This window comes from Bradyrhizobium sp. SZCCHNR1053 (assembly GCF_032381235.1).
In the GTDB taxonomy this organism is placed as follows: Bacteria; Pseudomonadota; Alphaproteobacteria; order Rhizobiales; family Xanthobacteraceae; genus Bradyrhizobium.
This window is the reverse complement of sequence record NZ_JAUHJM010000014.1, coordinates 41758-58343: the sequence shown is the minus strand read 5'-3', so window position 1 is coordinate 58343 and position 16586 is coordinate 41758. Positions and strand designations below refer to the sequence as shown.

General features: G+C 65.9%; 16 protein-coding genes. 7 read left to right on the top strand and 9 right to left on the bottom strand.

Annotation, left to right across the window (positions count from 1 at the left end):
- Window positions 1-58 precede the first annotated feature (58 nt).
- The 5 genes from QX051_RS25720 to QX051_RS25700 all read right to left on the bottom strand — a co-directional run bounded on the left by QX051_RS25720 (window position 59) and on the right by QX051_RS25700 (window position 5283).
- Window positions 59-361, bottom strand: a complete 303-nt coding sequence (locus QX051_RS25720; protein ID WP_315757334.1) for a helix-turn-helix transcriptional regulator — start codon at window positions 359-361, stop codon at window positions 59-61.
- 203 nt (window positions 362-564) lie between these two features.
- On the bottom strand, window positions 565-2613 hold the full coding sequence (locus QX051_RS25715; RefSeq protein ID WP_315771870.1) for an elongation factor G: 2049 nt from the start codon (window positions 2611-2613) through the stop codon (window positions 565-567).
- Between the two features lie 176 nt (window positions 2614-2789).
- Window positions 2790-3263 carry a DUF992 domain-containing protein gene (locus QX051_RS25710; RefSeq protein ID WP_315778050.1) on the bottom strand — a complete coding sequence of 158 codons (474 nt, stop codon included), beginning with the start codon at window positions 3261-3263 and terminating at the stop codon, window positions 2790-2792.
- A gap of 172 nt (window positions 3264-3435) precedes the next feature.
- Entirely contained in the window at window positions 3436-3960 is a 525-nt protein-coding gene (locus tag QX051_RS25705) for a DUF992 domain-containing protein (protein WP_315733932.1), read from the bottom strand.
- Between the two features lie 120 nt (window positions 3961-4080).
- Window positions 4081-5283 carry a pyridoxal phosphate-dependent aminotransferase gene (locus QX051_RS25700; RefSeq protein ID WP_315733933.1) on the bottom strand — a complete coding sequence of 401 codons (1203 nt, stop codon included), beginning with the start codon at window positions 5281-5283 and terminating at the stop codon, window positions 4081-4083.
- Between the two features lie 191 nt (window positions 5284-5474).
- On the opposite strand from QX051_RS25700, the gene QX051_RS25695 reads away from it, so the two are divergent.
- The 4 genes from QX051_RS25695 (at window position 5475) to QX051_RS25680 (ending at window position 8784) form a co-directional block, all read left to right on the top strand.
- Window positions 5475-6707: a glycosyltransferase family 87 protein gene (locus QX051_RS25695; protein ID WP_315778049.1), complete on the top strand. Its 1233-nt coding sequence runs from the start codon at window positions 5475-5477 to the stop codon at window positions 6705-6707.
- A 193-nt stretch (window positions 6708-6900) separates the two neighbouring features.
- Window positions 6901-7551, top strand: coding sequence for a glutathione S-transferase family protein (locus QX051_RS25690; protein ID WP_315714112.1), 651 nt, complete (start codon window positions 6901-6903; stop codon window positions 7549-7551).
- Window positions 7552-8064: 513 nt separating this feature from the next.
- Window positions 8065-8259 (top strand): hypothetical protein, encoded by a 195-nt coding sequence (locus QX051_RS25685; protein ID WP_315733936.1) that lies wholly within the window; start codon window positions 8065-8067, stop codon window positions 8257-8259.
- Window positions 8260-8322: 63 nt separating this feature from the next.
- Window positions 8323-8784: a GNAT family N-acetyltransferase gene (locus QX051_RS25680; RefSeq protein ID WP_315733937.1), complete on the top strand. Its 462-nt coding sequence runs from the start codon at window positions 8323-8325 to the stop codon at window positions 8782-8784.
- Between the two features lie 161 nt (window positions 8785-8945).
- On the opposite strand, the gene QX051_RS25675 is transcribed toward QX051_RS25680, so the two are convergent.
- The 4 genes from QX051_RS25675 to QX051_RS25660 form a co-directional block, all read right to left on the bottom strand.
- Window positions 8946-10928 carry an AI-2E family transporter gene (locus QX051_RS25675; protein ID WP_315733938.1) on the bottom strand — a complete coding sequence of 661 codons (1983 nt, stop codon included), beginning with the start codon at window positions 10926-10928 and terminating at the stop codon, window positions 8946-8948.
- A 565-nt stretch (window positions 10929-11493) separates the two neighbouring features.
- The gene (locus QX051_RS25670) at window positions 11494-11814 is read right to left on the bottom strand and encodes an antibiotic biosynthesis monooxygenase (RefSeq protein ID WP_315733939.1); all 321 of its coding nucleotides are present in this window, start codon (window positions 11812-11814) and stop codon (window positions 11494-11496) included.
- Between the two features lie 137 nt (window positions 11815-11951).
- Window positions 11952-13175, bottom strand: coding sequence for a DUF1501 domain-containing protein (locus QX051_RS25665; RefSeq protein ID WP_315778048.1), 1224 nt, complete (start codon window positions 13173-13175; stop codon window positions 11952-11954).
- A complete protein-coding gene (locus tag QX051_RS25660) occupies window positions 13172-14692 on the bottom strand; it encodes a DUF1800 domain-containing protein (protein WP_315778047.1) in 1521 nt (506 codons plus the stop codon). The genes QX051_RS25665 and QX051_RS25660 overlap by 4 nt, the downstream gene beginning before the upstream one ends.
- A gap of 140 nt (window positions 14693-14832) precedes the next feature.
- Here QX051_RS25660 and QX051_RS25655 point away from each other — a divergent pair, with 140 nt between their 5' ends.
- The 3 genes from QX051_RS25655 to QX051_RS25645 all read left to right on the top strand — a co-directional run bounded on the left by QX051_RS25655 (window position 14833) and on the right by QX051_RS25645 (window position 16577).
- A complete protein-coding gene (locus tag QX051_RS25655) occupies window positions 14833-15054 on the top strand; it encodes a cysteine-rich CWC family protein (RefSeq protein WP_315735657.1) in 222 nt (73 codons plus the stop codon).
- Window positions 15051-15734 carry an HAD family phosphatase gene (locus tag QX051_RS25650; protein WP_315778046.1) on the top strand — a complete coding sequence of 228 codons (684 nt, stop codon included), beginning with the start codon at window positions 15051-15053 and terminating at the stop codon, window positions 15732-15734. Before QX051_RS25655 ends, QX051_RS25650 begins: the two co-directional genes overlap by 4 nt.
- Window positions 15735-16010: 276 nt before the next feature.
- Window positions 16011-16577: a hypothetical protein gene (locus tag QX051_RS25645; RefSeq protein ID WP_315778045.1), complete on the top strand. Its 567-nt coding sequence runs from the start codon at window positions 16011-16013 to the stop codon at window positions 16575-16577.
- The last annotated feature ends 9 nt before the right edge of the window (window positions 16578-16586 follow it).

Genomic DNA, 16586 nt, shown 5'->3' with positions numbered 1-16586 from the left:
CGCAGCCGACGATGCGTCCCACACGAAGCGCCCAGGGGCCCCGTGCCGCGCGATGAGCCTAGCTCGCGTCATCGCGCACAATGTCAGTTTGACGGCCCATGCGGCGGGGCGGCCCCGGGTCCTTCAGGCGAACACCACGCCCGCCATTCTCGCTGCGGGAATGCTCACCGATCAGATCCACGCCCGCACGATTGAGCGCATCGACGACCTTGGTCAGCGAGTCCACCACGCCGCGGACGTTGCCCGTGGAGGCTTCCATCCGCTGGATCGTCGGCAGCGACACGCCGGCCAGCTCGGCCAAGGTTCTCTGATCTATCCCGAGCAGCGCACGGGCTGCTCGCATCTGGAACGACGTGATCACGATGGCCTCACGTAGCAGACACCATAAATGATGTCTGAGACAAAGACAATGATGTAAAATACATCATAAATTGCTTTCGGAGGCAAGCTGGAACCGGCCCTCGCCCACTGTTCCCTGCGCGCCCGAGCAAAGGTCCCGACGCGATCCGGCCCGCCATCCCGAGAGGATGACGGGCCGGTGCTGCTCGGCGCGGAGCGTTCGGCTCAGGCGGCGTCGCGGTGGGAGGCGATGATGTGGTCGGCGGCGCGGCCCGTCACCTCGGCCATGTGGTCGAACTGGCGAGTGAAGCTGCCGGCGCCGGCCGTGGCCGAGCGCAATTCGACGATCAGCTCGCCGATCTCGGCCTCCGGCATCATCGCGCGGACGCAATCCCAGCCCGGCCAGCCGTCGCGGGTGTCGAACGACAGGATCTGGCCGCGCCGCGCCGACAGGATCGCGTTGATCCTGGCGGTCGCTTCCGTGGGGCAGACAATCTCAACGGTGTGAATCGGCTCCAGCAGCACCGGCTGGCATTGCGGCAGCCCCTCGCCGACGCCGACCCGCGCCGCGGTGCGGAACGCGAGGTCGGACGAATCCACGCTGTGATAGGAGCCGTCGGTCAGCGTGACCTCGACGTCGATCACCGGAAAGCCCAGGGGGCCGCGGGCCATTGCGTCGACAACGCCCTCCTCCACCGCCGGGATGTAGTTGCGCGGCACCGCGCCGCCGACCACCTTCTCGGCAAAGCGGAAGCCTTCGCCGCGCGGCAGCGGCCTGATGTCGAGCACGACGTCGCCGAACTGGCCGTGACCGCCGGACTGCTTCTTGTGGCGGCCGCGCTGCGTGATCGGCTTGCGGATGGTCTCCTGATAGCCGATCGCAGGCTGATGCGATTTCACGTTGACGCCGAAACGGTCGCGCAACCGCTCCAGCGCGACGCGCAGATGCATCTCGCCCTGCCCCCACAGCACCGTGTCGTGGGTGCGCGGGTTCTGTACCATCGTCAGCGATGGATCCTCCTCGTGGAGCCGCTGCAAGGCCTGGCCGAGCTTGACGTCGTCCTTGCGGTCCACGGCGGCGATCGAGAGCGCCAGCACGGGTGGGCACGCCTCGACCTTTGCCAGCGGCAGCGGCGCCGTCTTGCCGGTCGCAACCGTATCTCCGGTCTTGACCGCATCGAGCTTGCCGAGCGCGACCGTGTCGCCGGCTTCGGCGCCCGCGCGCTTGCTGTCATAGGCGCCGGTCGCAGCCAGGATGCCGGACACGCGCGCCGCCTCGCCCGAAGCGGCATGCAGCGTCGCGCCGTCGTCGAGATGGCCCGAAAGCAGGCGCGTCAATGACAGCTTGCCGCCGTGCTGCAGGTGCAACGTCTTGAAGACGTAGCCGAGCGCCTCCTTCGCGTCCTTCACGCCCAGCCGCTGCGCGGTCTCGGCGATTCCGGGCGCCTCGTGGCGCAGCGCCTTCATCAGCCTCAGCACGCCGTTCTCGCGCAGCGCCGAGCCGAGCAGCACCGGGCAGATCAGCCCCTCGCGCAATTCGCGCGCGAGATCGTCGAACACGGCGTCGCGCGGCGGCGGGATGTCCTCCAGCAGTTGCTCCATGAGCGCGTCATCGTGATCGGCGAGCTTCTCCAGCATCGAGAAGCGCGCCTCCTTCTCGCGGTCGAGATCGCCGCCTTCGAGCCCAACGACTTCCGACGCCTTGTGCTCGCGATAGATGAAGGCGCGCTCCAGCGCGAGGTCGACGAAGCCCTCGATCAGCTCGCCGTTCCAGATCGGAATCTGGCGCAGCACCAGCGGCACGCGCGAGGCCGGCTGCAATGTGGCAAGCGTCTCCCTGATGCGCGCATTGGCGCGGTCGATCTTGTTGAGGAACAGGAAGCGCGGGATGCGCAGCTCCTCGAGCTCGCGCAGGATGATCTGCAATTGCGGCAGCTTCTTCTCGTCGGCCTCGCAGACCACGATGGCGGCATCGACCGCCGGCAGCGCCGCGCGCATGTCGTGGATGAATTCGATCGAGCCGGGACAATCGAGGAAGGTGTAGCTGTCGCCCATGAAGGTCGTGGTCGCCGCCGTCATGGCGACGCTCATCTTGTGCTGACGCGCCTCCGGGCTGGCATCGCCGACGGATGTGCCGGCGTCGACGCTGCCCGCGCGTGGGATCACGCCCGTCCGCGCCAGGATCGCCTCCAACAGAGTGGTTTTACCGCTTTGGAAAGGGCCCACCAGCGCAATGCACCGTGGACCGCGGGGACTTCTCAGGTCTTGTCCCATTCGCCGCCTCCTCGTTGTGGAGCTCGGCCCTGGATTGGGTCGGCAAAGCCGAATGCTCTGCCTCGGCTGCCGCTTTGGCAAGCAGGGGGCCCGCGAAAAACGTCGCTGCAGTGCGGGGAGTCCGCCGCCTTCCCGCACGATGGCGGAAAGAGCGGCTATTCACGGCAAAGGGAAGATCACCGACCCGGGCGCAATTCGAGGCTTTGCAGCCCCGCCGAGACGCTGAGGCCGACCTGGCCCTGGACGCTGAGTGGCTGCAGCGCGATCGAGTTGGCGGAGCCGCCGACCAGCACGTTGCCGCCAAGGCCGACGCCGACGGCGGCCGAGCCCTGTGCGCCGGCATAGTCGCCGGAGAGATCGCCCGGCCCGAGCCGTGCAACCGGGGCATAGACCACCCAGGCCAGCAGCGATTCCTGGGTGATGCCGAGATCGAGGCCGACCTTGCGGATGGTCGCGACGTAACGATCCTCCGGCAGCCCGTCGGCGCGCAGCACGCAGCCGAGATGGGTGACCGAGCCGACGATGAAGCCGACGCTGGCGCCACCGCGGCATTCGAGGACGCCGACCCGCACGCGATCTTGCGCCTGGGCAGCGCCGCCGATGCAGAGGACGACCGCAGCAGCGAGCCCGGCGAGGATGGTCGAGCGCATGAATAAAACTCCGGCTGAAATGAACGTGTGATGCAGCTCCGTCGATCGGACTGACGATCACGGGGCATCACATCTATGCCACAAGCCTTACAGTCGCACCAGATTCGCCGCGCCGTCAGCACGCGCCATCGCGCCGGCCATTGCGACGCGTTCGCCCGAACGCTTCCGCGGCTCAGCGATAGAAGCGCGAGAAATAGGACGATGAACGGCTCGGGCTCGGGTGGATCGGCAGCAGCGGCACCAGCTCGACCTCAGTGATTCCGGCAGCGATGTTCAGGCCGGTCTGCCCCTGCAGGCTGATCGGCTGCAGGGCGGCGGCGCGATCGGTGTCGCGCACCAGGAAGCTGCCGCCGAAGCCGACCAGAGCCGCAGCGTTGGCGGACAATCCACCGTACCGCCCGCGCAGCTCGCTGCGGCCGAAATCGTTGACCGGTGCGCTGACCGCCCACGCCATCCTGGTCTCATCCGTCAGCCCGACATCGAGGCCGTAGCGCCGGACCTTGGCGACATAGCGCTCCGGCTGGCGACCCTGGCTGCGAAACACGCAGCGCAGGCGTGACTGGGACATCACGAGCTTGCCGGAAGTCTTTCGTCCCGCGCACTCGAGCACACCGGCGCGCATGGGGCGATTTGCGTGGGCTTGCGCGAACGGAGCAACCGACACAAGCAACATGATCGACAGCAGAAGCAGCCGCATCGAACTCCAACCCTACGCCACCAGACTTATCGACCGACAAGAGAAAGGCGCCATGTTCAAAACATGGCGCCTTTCGGCCTGGAACTTGGCTTCTGGAGTTTCGAGACGGATGTTGCCCGATTACCTCAGATTGCCGCAGAAGCGCTGGATGCGCTTGCAGGCGTCCTCGAGGTCGGAGGTCTTGGTCGCGTAGGAGATGCGGAACGCCGGGCCGAGGCCGAACGCCGAGCCGTGCACCACCGCGACGCCCTCGGTCTCCAAGAGCTCGGTGACGAAGGCCTCGTCATTGTCGATCACCTTGCCCGACGGCGCCGTCTTGCCGATCGTGCCGGCGCAGGACGGATAGACGTAGAACGCGCCTTCCGGCCGCGGGCATTCGATGCCGCTCGCCTGGTTCAGCATCGAGACCACGAGGTCGCGGCGCTCCTTGAACACCTTGTTGTTCGCGGGAATGAAGTCCTGCGGACCGTTCAAGGCTTCCACCGCCGCCCATTGCGCGATCGAGCACGGGTTCGAGGTCGACTGCGACTGGATTGTCGCCATCGCCTTGATCAGGTGCGCCGGACCGCCGGCATAGCCGATGCGCCAGCCGGTCATGCAATAGGCCTTGGAGACACCGTTCACGGTCAGCGTGCGGTCGTACAGCGACGGCTCGACCTGCGCCGGCGTGGTGAACACGAAGTCGTCATAGACGAGGTGCTCGTACATGTCGTCGGTCATGATCCAGACATGCGGATGCTTGACCAGCACCTCGGTGAGCGCCTTCAGCTCGGCCTTGGTATAGGCCGCGCCGGTCGGATTCGACGGTGAGCACAGGATCAGCCACTTGGTCTTCGGCGTGATCGCCTTCTCCAACGCCTCCGGCTGCAGCTTGAAGCCATGCGCCGCGGTGCAGACCACCGGCACCGGCTCGCCGCCGGCGAGCGCCACCATCTCCGGATAGCTGACCCAGTACGGCGCCGGGATGATCACCTGGTCGCCGGGATTGATGGTCGCCATCAACGCATTGTACAGGACCTGCTTGCCGCCCACGCCGACGATCACCTGGTTCGGCTTATAGGTGAGGCCGTTCTCGCGCTGGAACTTGCCGATGATGGCTTCCTTCAGCTCGGGGATGCCGTCGACCGCGGTATACTTGGTCTTGCCGTCCTGGATGGCCTTGATCGCAGCCTGCTTGATGTTGTCCGGGGTGTCGAAATCCGGCTCGCCGGCGCCAAGGCCGATGACGTTACGGCCCGCCGCTTTGAGGACGCGCGCTTTATCCGTGACCGCGATGGTCGCGGACGGCTTCACACGGTCGAGCGCAGCGGCGAGAAAGGACATCATCAGCTCCTATGCAGGCGTCGTGGATCACCCCCTCGGGGCCACGACCAGTCATGTCAGGGAAACGCCCATTTGTAGGGCCCCCAGCGCTGCATCGCAAGAAGCTTGGGCACATGGCTCCCAAGACTTTAGGGAACGTTAAAGCCGCCCCGCTAGCGTGGGCCCACGATTGTCCAGAGTCTCAGGCCGAAATGACCACTATCGGGTGCGCCCTGCGATCCGGCGACTGGCTCACGGCCACGCGGATCAAGTCCTACAGCTGGATTCTGCTCGCGGTCACGATCGCGGCAATCGCCGGCTGGATCGCGCTGTCCGACGGGCTGATCGACCGCAACGGCAAGCCGATCGGGACCGACTTCTCCAACGTCTATGCGGCAGGCGTGCTGACCCTTCACGGCAAGGCGGCGGATGCCTACGATCCGCCGCTGCAGCATGCGGTGGAAAAGGCCGTGTTCGATGGCCGCGACGTGCCGTTCTTCGGCTGGCACTACCCGCCCTTCTTCTTCGCGATCGCCGCCATCACCGCCCTGCTGCCCTATGCCGGAGGGCTCGCGCTCTGGGTCGTGTCGAGCCTGCTCGCATACCTCGCGGTCATGCGCGCGATCCTGCCGCGTTCCGAGACCCTGCTGGTGGCGACCGCCTTTCCCGCCGTGTTCGTCAACATCGGTCACGGCCAGAACGCGTTCTTCACCGCGGCGCTGCTCGGCGGCGCGCTGTTGCTGATGGAGCGCGACCGGCCGTGGGCGGCCGGCATCCTGATCGGCCTGCTCGCCTACAAGCCGCAATTCGGCGTCCTCATTCCCGTGGCGCTGCTCGCAGGCACGCGCTGGCCGACGATCGCTGCTGCAGCCGCCACGGTGGCCGCGCTGGTCGCGATCAGCTTCGCCGCGCTCGGCAACGAGGTCTGGCACGCCTTCTTCCAGTCCATGACTTTCACACAGAGCGTCGTGCTCGAGCAAGGCGGCACCGGGTGGGAGAAGATCCAGTCGGTATTCTCCGCCGCGCGCCATTGGGGCGCCGATGTCAGGTCCGCCTATGCGCTGCAAAGCCTGCTGGCGCTGTCGCTCGCGGCCGGACTTGCCTGGCTGTGGCAGAGCGAGGCTGCGTTCGATCTCAAGGCTTCGGCACTGGCGAGCGCGAGCCTGCTGGCGACGCCCTACGTGCTCGACTACGACCTCGTGGTCGTTGCGGTTGCGATCATTTTCTTCGTCCGGCACGGCCTCGCGAACGGCTTTCGCGACTACGAGCTCAGCGTGCTCGCGGCCGCCTGGATCGTGCCGCTGCTCTCGCGCAGCGTTGCCGGGCTGACGACGATACCGCTGGGCCTCATCATTCTGATGGCCCTGTTCGCGCTGACCCTGCGCCGCGCATTCACCGATCGCGCCGTCGAGATCGGTGGACACGCGCGCATCGCACAAGCGTGATCTCGATTGTTTGAATCTATTGGAAAGTTGTTATTCGAGAGTGCAGTGCAGTAGCGCATTTCGACTTTTTCCATCCGTCGGCACTTGCAGCCTGCGCTCATCGGCATCATTGTCTGGCCGCATTGCGGGACGATCTGGCGTCCGGATGCGCGATGCGTCCAACCCTTGATTCCTCGAACTCGAAATCGGCCGGATGTACAAGCTCTATTCGATGCAGCGGTCAGGCAACAGCTACAAGGTCCGCCTTGCGCTTGCGCTTCTGAACGCGCCCTATCAGGCGATCGAGATCGACATTCTGCGCGGCGAGAGCCGCACGCCGGATTTTCTCGCCAAGAATCCGAGCGGCCAGGTGCCGCTGCTGGAAGTCGGCGAGGACCGCTTCATCGCCGAATCGAACGCGATCCTCTGGTATGTCGCCGGCGGCACGCCGCTGGTGCCGGAGCAGCGCATCGAGCGCGCCGAAGCGCTGCAGTGGATGTTCTTCGAGCAGCATGCGCTCGAGCCGAACATCGGCGCCGCCTATTTCTGGCTGCTCTTGGTCAAGGGCGGGCGCGACCTTCAGACCCATGCGCTGGAGGACTGGATGGAGCGCGGCTATGCCGCGCTCCAGGTGATGGAGAATCATCTCAAGAGCAACGATTACTTTGCCGCGAAACAGCTGACGGTCGCCGACATCGCGCTCTACGGCTACACGCACGTCGCCGATCGCTGCGACTTCGATCTGTCGACCTTCCCGAAGATCCGCAACTGGCTGCGCCGCGTCGAACAGACACCCGGTTTCGTCGCGATGGATTGGCAGCCGGCACTGATCGATTCAGCCGGCATCGCCGCCGACTACGGGTGACATGCTCACCGTAAAACTACCGACCGCCCGTAGAACAGCGGGGAAAATACACGTTTAGGCGGGAACAAATACCACGAGCGCCATGTTCTTGCCTTTTTTGCTGATTTGCCGCCGCAATCCTGCCCAGCGCTACCTTAGAATTTACCTCTGCGAGTGATTCGCTCGCGGATGTATGGGTAAGGGATTTCGACTTCATGTCCCGGTGGCGTTGTGCTCCCGTTCCGAAGTTCAGTTGGGTCCGCGGCCGCGCGTCACCGCAGGAGTCGAACCACCGTAGAGGGCTCCGCACGCCCGTCAGCGGCTTTCACGGCCACGCAACGCTCACCCTTTCGCCCGGCCTGACCACCGCCGTGGTCGCAACGATCGCGGCCAGCACGCTCTCATTGGGTGTCAGCGTCACCATTGCGGTGGTGTCGATTCACGCCCTCTTGTCGATGCCCGCTTAGCAGGAAGCCATTTTGACAACCCTTCGCGGTTTTCGCGACAACAGGCGATGATTGTCTCGCACACAAAATGGCGATGAAATCAACGGTCGTAATCGTTGCCGTGACCCTGGCACTCGCGATCCTGCTGGCGGCGTCACTGCTGATCCTGATCGAGCGACGGGGCGAGCTCTCGCTCTCGCCGCTGACCGAGGAGGATCGGTCGGTCTACGTCGAGCTGATGCGGCCGCCCACCGCCGAACCGGTGCTGCCCATCCCTGATTGATCGCGAACACGGCTGCGCGTATCGAAGGTCCGTCGAGATTTTCAAACGGACGACGAATCCTTCATGCACGAAGCACTCACTGTGCGCGCCATCGCGCGCGACGACCATGATCGCTGGCTGCCGCTCTGGGACGGCTACAACGCCTTCTACGGCCGTTCCGGGCCGACGGCGCTGCCGGCCGAGGTGACCGCGATGACATGGTCGCGCTTCTTCGATGCCAACGAGCCGGTGCATGCCCTGGTCGCCGAGAGCGGTGGCGAGCTGATCGGCTTGGCGCATTACCTGTTTCATCGCGCCACCACCACGATCGGGCCGCTCTGCTATCTCAACGACCTGTTCACGAGCGAGGCCGCCCGCGGCAAGGGCGTCGGCCGGGCGCTGATCGAGGCGGTCTACCGCGAAGCGCGGCAGGCTGGTGCGCCGCGGGTCTATTGGCAGACGCACGAGACCAACAGGACGGCACAGGCGCTCTACGACAAGATCGCCGAGCGCTCGGGCTTCATCGTCTACCGCAAGGCGCTGTGAACGGGCGGTGTCACGCCGCCGTCACGGGGCCGGCCTACGCTCCATCGAGCGCCTGATCATCCCCCCGTCACCGGTCACGCGTTTCAGCGGTCCCCGTCAGTCGCCGTCTCTGACCGGGGCCGCATTTTTTTGTCGGGCCTGGTCGTTGGACGTGGCGCGTCTCACGCCACGTTCGTCGTCGTGTCCTGCTGCTCCAATGGTGCCAGCTGAGAAGCCTTCGCCTGCGCGGCTTCGATGCACATTCTGACAGCCTCGCCCATGCTCGCCGCGACCAGATCGGCCTTGGTGGCTTCTTGCAGCACCTTCGCGGCCTCCTGATCGACGTCGGCCGCGCAGCAGACCAACATCACCTTTGCTCTGGGGAGCCGTCGCTTCAAGCGACGAACGGAGTAGCGCATATGTGCGACGCCGGAATTGCCGATATAGATCAGGCAGGCAATCGCAACACCTGCGGGCTCGAGCTTGATGACGTTCGCCGTCGAGAGCGCCTCCGCTCCTGAGACCTTCGCGCCCAACCCGTGCGCCGACGACAGTTGCGCGAGAATCACCGCCGCCGCTTCGTCGATCGGGGTTCGCCCGGCCACGCACAGGACCGGCTGCTCGCTCCGCCATCCTTCGGCGAGATTGTCCTTGCTGAGGATGGGTATCGTGTCGATGGCCCCACTGCTGGCCGAGCTGTCGACGGCCGATGCCGCCTCTGGATCGCTGGTGGTCTCGCGTTTCGCCAGCGGACCATCATTCTGATCGGAAAGATCGGCGGTCAACTCGGCGACGGCGTCACGGATCGTTGCAAGGCGATCATAGGCGAGCGCCCCTCGGTCGGCGTCGGCTTGGGCCAATTGCAGCCCCTTCACCGCGACCTCGTCGCAATAGGCAATCAACGAGCGCTCCTTCAAGAACTCCTCTGCCTTCTCGGCCGCTTCCGTCGGATCGTTCGCAAGCATGCGCTGGTAGAAGATCTCGGGAGGAGACAGCGCTGGACGATCACCGAACATGACGTCGAGGAACTCCAGGCGCTCCACATGTCGTCCGATGACGACCAGGCAGACCGTCAGCGGCGTCGCGAGCACCAACCCGATCGGGCCCCACAGCGCGGTCCAGAACGCGGCTGAAACGACCACCGCCACAGGGGACAGGCCCGTGCTGCGCCCATAGACCATCGGTTCGATGACGTGGCCGAGCAACGGCTCGACCACGAGAAACAGGGCCAGCGTCCAAATCAGCATCGACCAGCCAGGGTCGACCGCTGCCGCCAGAGCAAGCGGAAACGCCGCGGCGATGACGGCGCCGATATAGGGCACGAACCGAAGCGCTGCGGCGAGGATTCCCCAAAGGAGGGCGCTGGGGATGCCGATGAACCACAAGCCGACGCCGATCACGACGCCGAACCCGCCGTTCAGGGCGAGCTGGGTGAGGAACAGCCGGCTGAGCCTGTAAGCCGCATCATCGAGTGCCGCCGTGGTGCGCTGCAGGTCCGATGAGCCCGCAAGGCGGATGAGCCGATTCCTCAGGTCCTCGCGTTGAAGCAATATGAAAATCACGAAGATGATGATGATGCCGGTCGTCGCCAGCGGATGAATGAGCGGCGAAATCAGCGTGCGAAGACTGTCCAGCGCCCCAGGATCGGGCTGCCGGACCTCCACCGGGATCGGGGTCACAGGGACTGAGGAATTCGTTCGCAGTCCGCTCGGCGACCGAGCCGCTTCCGGCTCATTCGGTTTGTCGAGTTCCTTGCCCAGATCCTTGAGCATGTCCGATGCACGCTCGAGCGTCCCTCTCCCGGCTTTGGTGTCGCGGAACGACTGGATCTTGTTGCTCATCGTCGATTGATAGTTCGGCAACTCACTGGCAAGCTGGGTGAGCTGGGTGGCGAGCAGGCTGCCCAGCGTAAAGATCACGACGAACGCGAGAACGACCACGCTGACGACGGCCAGTCCGCGCGGGGCACGAAGCCGCTGCAGTTGCGCGACCAACGGCGCCAATACGAAGCTGAGCAGGATGGCCAGGGCCACGGGCACCAGGATGTCACGACCGAAATACAGCAGCGCGATGATGATGACCGCAAAAATGGCGACGGCCAGCGCGCTGATCAGCCCGAGAACTTCCTCCGGGGTGCGGACCTTGAGCGGCTGTCTGATGATCATCGAATCTCTCTGCGAACGAGGAAGGGCGGCGCACGTCGCTCATGCGGTCAGGCTGTCAACGTCGACGAAGGCGGCGCGTTGCAACGGAGGGAAGCTTCTGACGATGTCGCCGGCGCCGGTGGTCATATGCCGAAAGGTTCGTCTCGATCCGAGCAACCATCCCGGCCTTCGCTAGAACAGAACGACCGAGGGCGCTGGCCGGCGCTGCCCGCCCTGCCGGACATTCGGCTTCCTGTTTCAGACACGCGATAACAGCCTCGTGAGGCTCCAGTTCCCGAGAGCGCCTGACGTCGCCTGCGCGTCTGCCGACGGCTACGACTGCTCAGCTTCGGCGCGCCGTCGCACCTGCTCGAATCAGCCGGACCTTCGCTATGGCGTCGTCCTTGTTGACGCCAGCAGGCCCGGCGGACCGGCTGGCCCGGCGCGAGCAGCTTGCGATGGCGCACGACCGGCGGCCGTCCGGGTCCTGTCGGCCGCCGCATCGCTTCAGCGCAAAACAAGCGTCCGCTCGGCCGTGCTCAGCCAAGCGGGGTCGCGGAGACGGATCGCAATGGCGGGCTTTGTCCTACGTCTTGCTGCCCACCGTTTGGCGGACCTCGAACCCCTCGAACTGCGGCGGGCCGAGATAGTGCACCTTGGTGTCGCCGGCCCGCTGGTGCGCGGCGCGGAATGCTTCGGACTTGGTCCAGTCCTCGAACGTCGTCTTCGACGCCCAGATCGTATGCGAGGCGTAGAGCGTATGGTCCTCGGCTTCCGGTCCCTTCAACAGGTGAAACTCGACGAAGCCCGGCACCTTGTCGAGATGGCTGTCGCGCGACAGCCAGACCTGCTCGAAGGCGGCCTCCGAGCCCTTGGCGACGCGAAAACGATTCATGGCGATGAACATGCTGATCTCCTGAGGGATGAATGCCGCAGGTCGAGGAGTAGCAGACTTCGCGGTGCAATGCGCCTGCGACGACGGCCGCTGATGCCGCAATGTGGAAGGCTTCAGGACGCCTGATCGGGAAATGGCGCAAGCGAGCCTTACGCTACGAGCCCCTTGATCGGCTTCACGGCCGCGCTGTCCGGAAACACCGCGCCGCCGAGCGCGTGCTCGCCGATGCCGAGATGATCGGCGAGTACGCCCTTGAACACCGCGCGAAGATCCGTCGTCGGCGCAAGATCGCGTCCCTGGTAGAGGCTCGCCATCTTCAGCGTCGGCCAGTCGGCGATCACCCGTCCGCCCTTCACCGCACCGCCGGCGAGCAGCGCAATCGTCCCGGTCCCATGATCGGTCCCCTGGGTGCCGTTGATCCTTGCCGTGCGCCCGAACTCGGTTGCGACCACCACGACCGTATCGCGCCAGCGCGGGCCAAGCCCGCTTTCGAACTCGGCGAGCGCACCGTCGAGACCCGACAAGAGCTGCGCCAGCCGACCGACCGCACCACCTTCATTGGCATGCGTGTCCCAACCGTCGAACGCCAGCGCGGCGATGCGCGGACCATCATCCGCGGCGATCAGCTTCGCCGCGCCGCGCGCGACCTGGCGCATCGCCGCGATCTGGTTGCCGCCCGGCTTCGGCTTCATGTCGTCACCGACCGCGACCTTCTCGAGCTGGAGCCCTTGCGACAACGCAGCCGCCAACGCGGGATCGCGATGCGCATAGAGGTCGACCAGCCGCATCGCAGTGTCGTCATCGGCCTGCGGCACCGTCACCGGCGCCCAACCGACGGTGGGCGCTGCGCCGCGCAGCACCAGCGGCGCCGTCGGACCGACCGCGAGCGCGCCCGCGACGCGGGGGCCGCGCGGCAGAGCCTCCACCGCGCGGTTCAGCCAGCCCGATTGCACGCGGCCAGGACCGGCGAAGCCGCTTTCGAGCACGTCCTGACCATCGAAATGCGAGCGCTCGCGATACGGTGTCGCGACCGCGTGAACCACGGCAGCCTGCTTGTCGCGATACATGCGCGCGAATTCCGGCATCGACGGATGCAGCGCAAAGAACGAATCGAGCGGCAGCGCCGGATTTGGTCCCGCCGTCGTCAGCGCGATCGCGCCATGCAGTCCGGCGTAGTCGGGATCGCCGATCGGCGCGACGGTGGCGAGGCCATCGAGCGCGCCGCGCAGGATCACGACGATCAGCCGCGGGTCGCGCTGGCCGGCGGCCCACGCGAATTTCGGCAGACAGCCCCAGGCCGCAAAGGACGCGCCTGCCAGCAGCAAATGGCGTCGCGAGGTCAACAGCGAGGTCGCGATCCGGTCCATCGTCATCTCCTCTGGAATTCCGGCGACATCAGCAACAACGCCAGCGCCTGCTGGCGCGATTCTGCACGCTCGATCGTGCGCCGCGTCTCCGTCGAGGTCGCATCGCCCGCGACGAGATCGAGCAGGTCGCGCGGATCGAGATTGTTGCCGAGACGTGCGGCGAGTTGCGCGGAAATGTCCAGCCGCAGCTTCATGCCCTCAGGGGCAGCCCACATCGCGTTGGTATCAGCAAATCCGTTCGGTCCTGCGGGCGCCCATAGCGGCTGGCCGAGCGTGTTCAGGGAACTGAGATAGAAGCCGGGATCTTCCGGCACGCGCGCCAGCAGCCGGCCGCCGGCGACCAGGAACTCATAGGGCGAACGGATCTTGGTCAGCGGCGCCGACCAGGCCTCGTCGGAGTCGACCAGCGCCAAGGTCAGCGCCTTGAGGTCGCCATCGCTCTTCTTGAACACGGCTTCGAGCCGGGCGACGAGCGCGGGCGGCGGATCATCGGCGACGAAATGGCGCGCGAGCCTGGTGGCGATGAACTTCGCCGTCGAGGGATGGCGGGCGATGTCCGCGAGCGCGGCCTCGCCCTGCGCGAGACCGTCATCCTGATAGACCTTGCCGAGCAGGATCTGCGGCCCCGGCTGGTGCGCATTGGCATTGAACACGAAGCTGCCGGGCGCCGCGTTGCGGCCGTTGCGGCCGGCAAAGCTCCAGCCGGTGATGATGCGCGCCAGCGAGGTTACGTCCTCCTGGGTGTAGCCGCCGCCGACACCCAGCGTGTGCAGCTCCATGATCTCGCGGGCGAGGTTCTCGTTGAGGCCGCGCTTGCGGTTCTGGCCGGCGCGCGAGTCCGGTCCGAGCGATTCCTGGTTGTCGAGGAAGAACAGCATCGCCGGATGCTGCTCGACCGCCTTCAGCATGTCGGCGAAGCGTCCGAGCACGTGCGGCCGGATCGCCTCGCGCTCGAACGCACCGGCCCACATCCGCGCCAACTCGCCCTTGCCTGCGGAGATGCAGAAATGGTTCGACCAGAACGCCACCAGCCGCTCGGTGAAGCCGCAATCGGCGAGCACGGCGCGCTGCAGCCGCGCCAGCGCCTCGGCACGGAACGTCTTCTGGACGACGTTGGGCGGCTGCTGAGCCTGCGCGGGCTTTGCCGGCGTTCCCTGCATCGCGGGTGCAGGGTCGGCGCCGGCTGCTGGGGCCGCCGATGGCGTTGCGGCCGTGGCTTTGTCCGCGCCGTTCGTGGACAGGCCGCGCGTGGGGCTGGACTGCTCCTGCGGCGCAGCCTCCGACTTCGCGGCCTCGCGGGCCCGCTTGACCTCGTCCTGATAGGCGAAGACGGCATCGGCGAGTGCGGGCGTCGGCTGCAGACCCGGCGCTTCCAAGAGCGCTCCATTGGGACGCCCGAGCTCGGCCTTGACGAAGCCGCGCGGGTCCGACGCCGCATTGACGAGATCGCCCGAGGCGCCGCCACGCGCCCCGAAGCCGAAGCGATTCAATGCAACAAGAGCCGCTCGAGCATCACGCGCCATGCCACATCCTCGAGCCTGTCATCGCGGGAGCTCCCGAAACGCTGTGTTGCCGCGACCGCAGACTGCGATGGCGCGGCAGATTGTCACGCACTATACTTGCCCCGGCAGATGAACCGGACATGAAAAGGGGCTGGTCGGACGTGGCTCCGAACGTGACAAATCGTTTAGCGGACATGACCGCGCGGCAACTCACCTGCGAGTCGTGCGGCGCGGAGTTCAGCTGCGATCCCGGCGGCTCCTGCTGGTGCTTCGAAGAGGCCGTGCGCCTGCCGCTGCCCAACAACGGACAAAGCCGGTTCAAGGACTGCCTGTGCGTCAACTGCCTCAAGAGGCTGGCCGGCGAACCGGAGGCGGGATCGTGACGCGCTGGCACGTCGAAGCGGTCCTGCTCGACATGGACGGAACGTTGCTCGACACCGAGAAGGTCTATCTCGAAGCTGCGATCGCAGCGCTGAATGCGCTCGGCTACAGCGACGGCGTCGTCGAGCTCTGCCATGCGATGATCGGCATTCCCGGACCCGACAACGAGCAGACCCTGCGCGACCATTTCGGCGACAATTTTCCGCTGGTCGAAGTCAACCGCCTGTTCGCGGCCAAGACGGTCGAGATCCTGCAGGCGGGCATGCCGCTGAAGCGCGGCGTCGTCGCGCTGCTCGACGCGATCGACGCGGTCGGCCTGCCCAAGGCCGTCGTCACCTCGTCCTCGCGCAGCACGGCCGCGGAGCATCTCCGCCTCGCCCGCATCGACCACCGCTTCGATGCGGTCCTGACGCGCGACGACGTGACCCGCGCCAAACCGCATCCGGACCTCTATCTGCTCGCCGCGGAACGGCTACGGACGCGCGCGCCGGCCTGCGTCGCGATCGAGGATTCCAATCCCGGCGTCGCCTCGGCGCACGCCGCAGGCGCGATCACCTTGATGGTGCCGGACATCGTGCCGCCGAACGATCATTCGCGGGCGAATGCGGCGGCCGTGCTGCCGGATCTCGATGCCGCCATCGCGCTGCTCGCGCGCCGTTCGGTGTTGCCTGTCAAGACATGACGTCACGTCGGCAGGCTCGTCCGGCCATGCCGCTAATTCATCAGCCATTGTCTTCAAAGGCGGCAGAAGACGGTCACGATCGGTTCACGTCGTTGCGCGCCGCCGGCGGCCCTATCGGATGCATTAACCCGCACGCACTACCGTACAGGCGTTGGCGGATGGGCTTCTTTCATGTTGCGATTTATTGGCGCCGCAGGTGCGGCATTTTTGGTTGCGTTCGCAGGTGTGAGTTGGGCGGTGAGAGGCTTTCCGCTTCCGGATGGACCGTGGCGGGGCATGACTCGGACGGCTTCGATTGAAACCGCGGCAAATCTCGCTGCGCCCTTGCGCGAGAGCGGGGCCGTTGTGACGCCTCTATCTCCCCTGGTGGACAGGACCTTCGGCGGCCCGGAGGCAAAAGAGTTCGAGCGCAAGGCGTGGCTCGCGGAGCATACCTCGCAGAGCGACAAGAATCCCAAGCTCGACGCGTTGCGCATGGACGCGCTGCAGGCCGCGACGGCCTACAAGCTGTCGCCATGCGACAAGACCATGAAGCAGAACCTGGTGGACGCACTGACGGCCTATACTCGCGCCTATGTCGCCAAGCTGGATTGCAAGCGGCAGTTCTGGGGTGCAAAAATCTGCACGGACAAATCGCTCCAGGAGGCGGCCGACAGCGTCGGCACGCCGCTCGATCAGCGCGTGAAGGAGGCCTTGTTCGAAGCCTTCGACGAGAAGGGGATCACCAAGGCGGACTTTCCGGCGGATGTGCGCGAGGACGTCCCGATGTTCGCCGGACCCGGTCTCTGGTCCGACGAATCGTCGGTGTGCCGTATCCGGCAGGCGCAACGGGACCGGCGATAGCAAACGAGC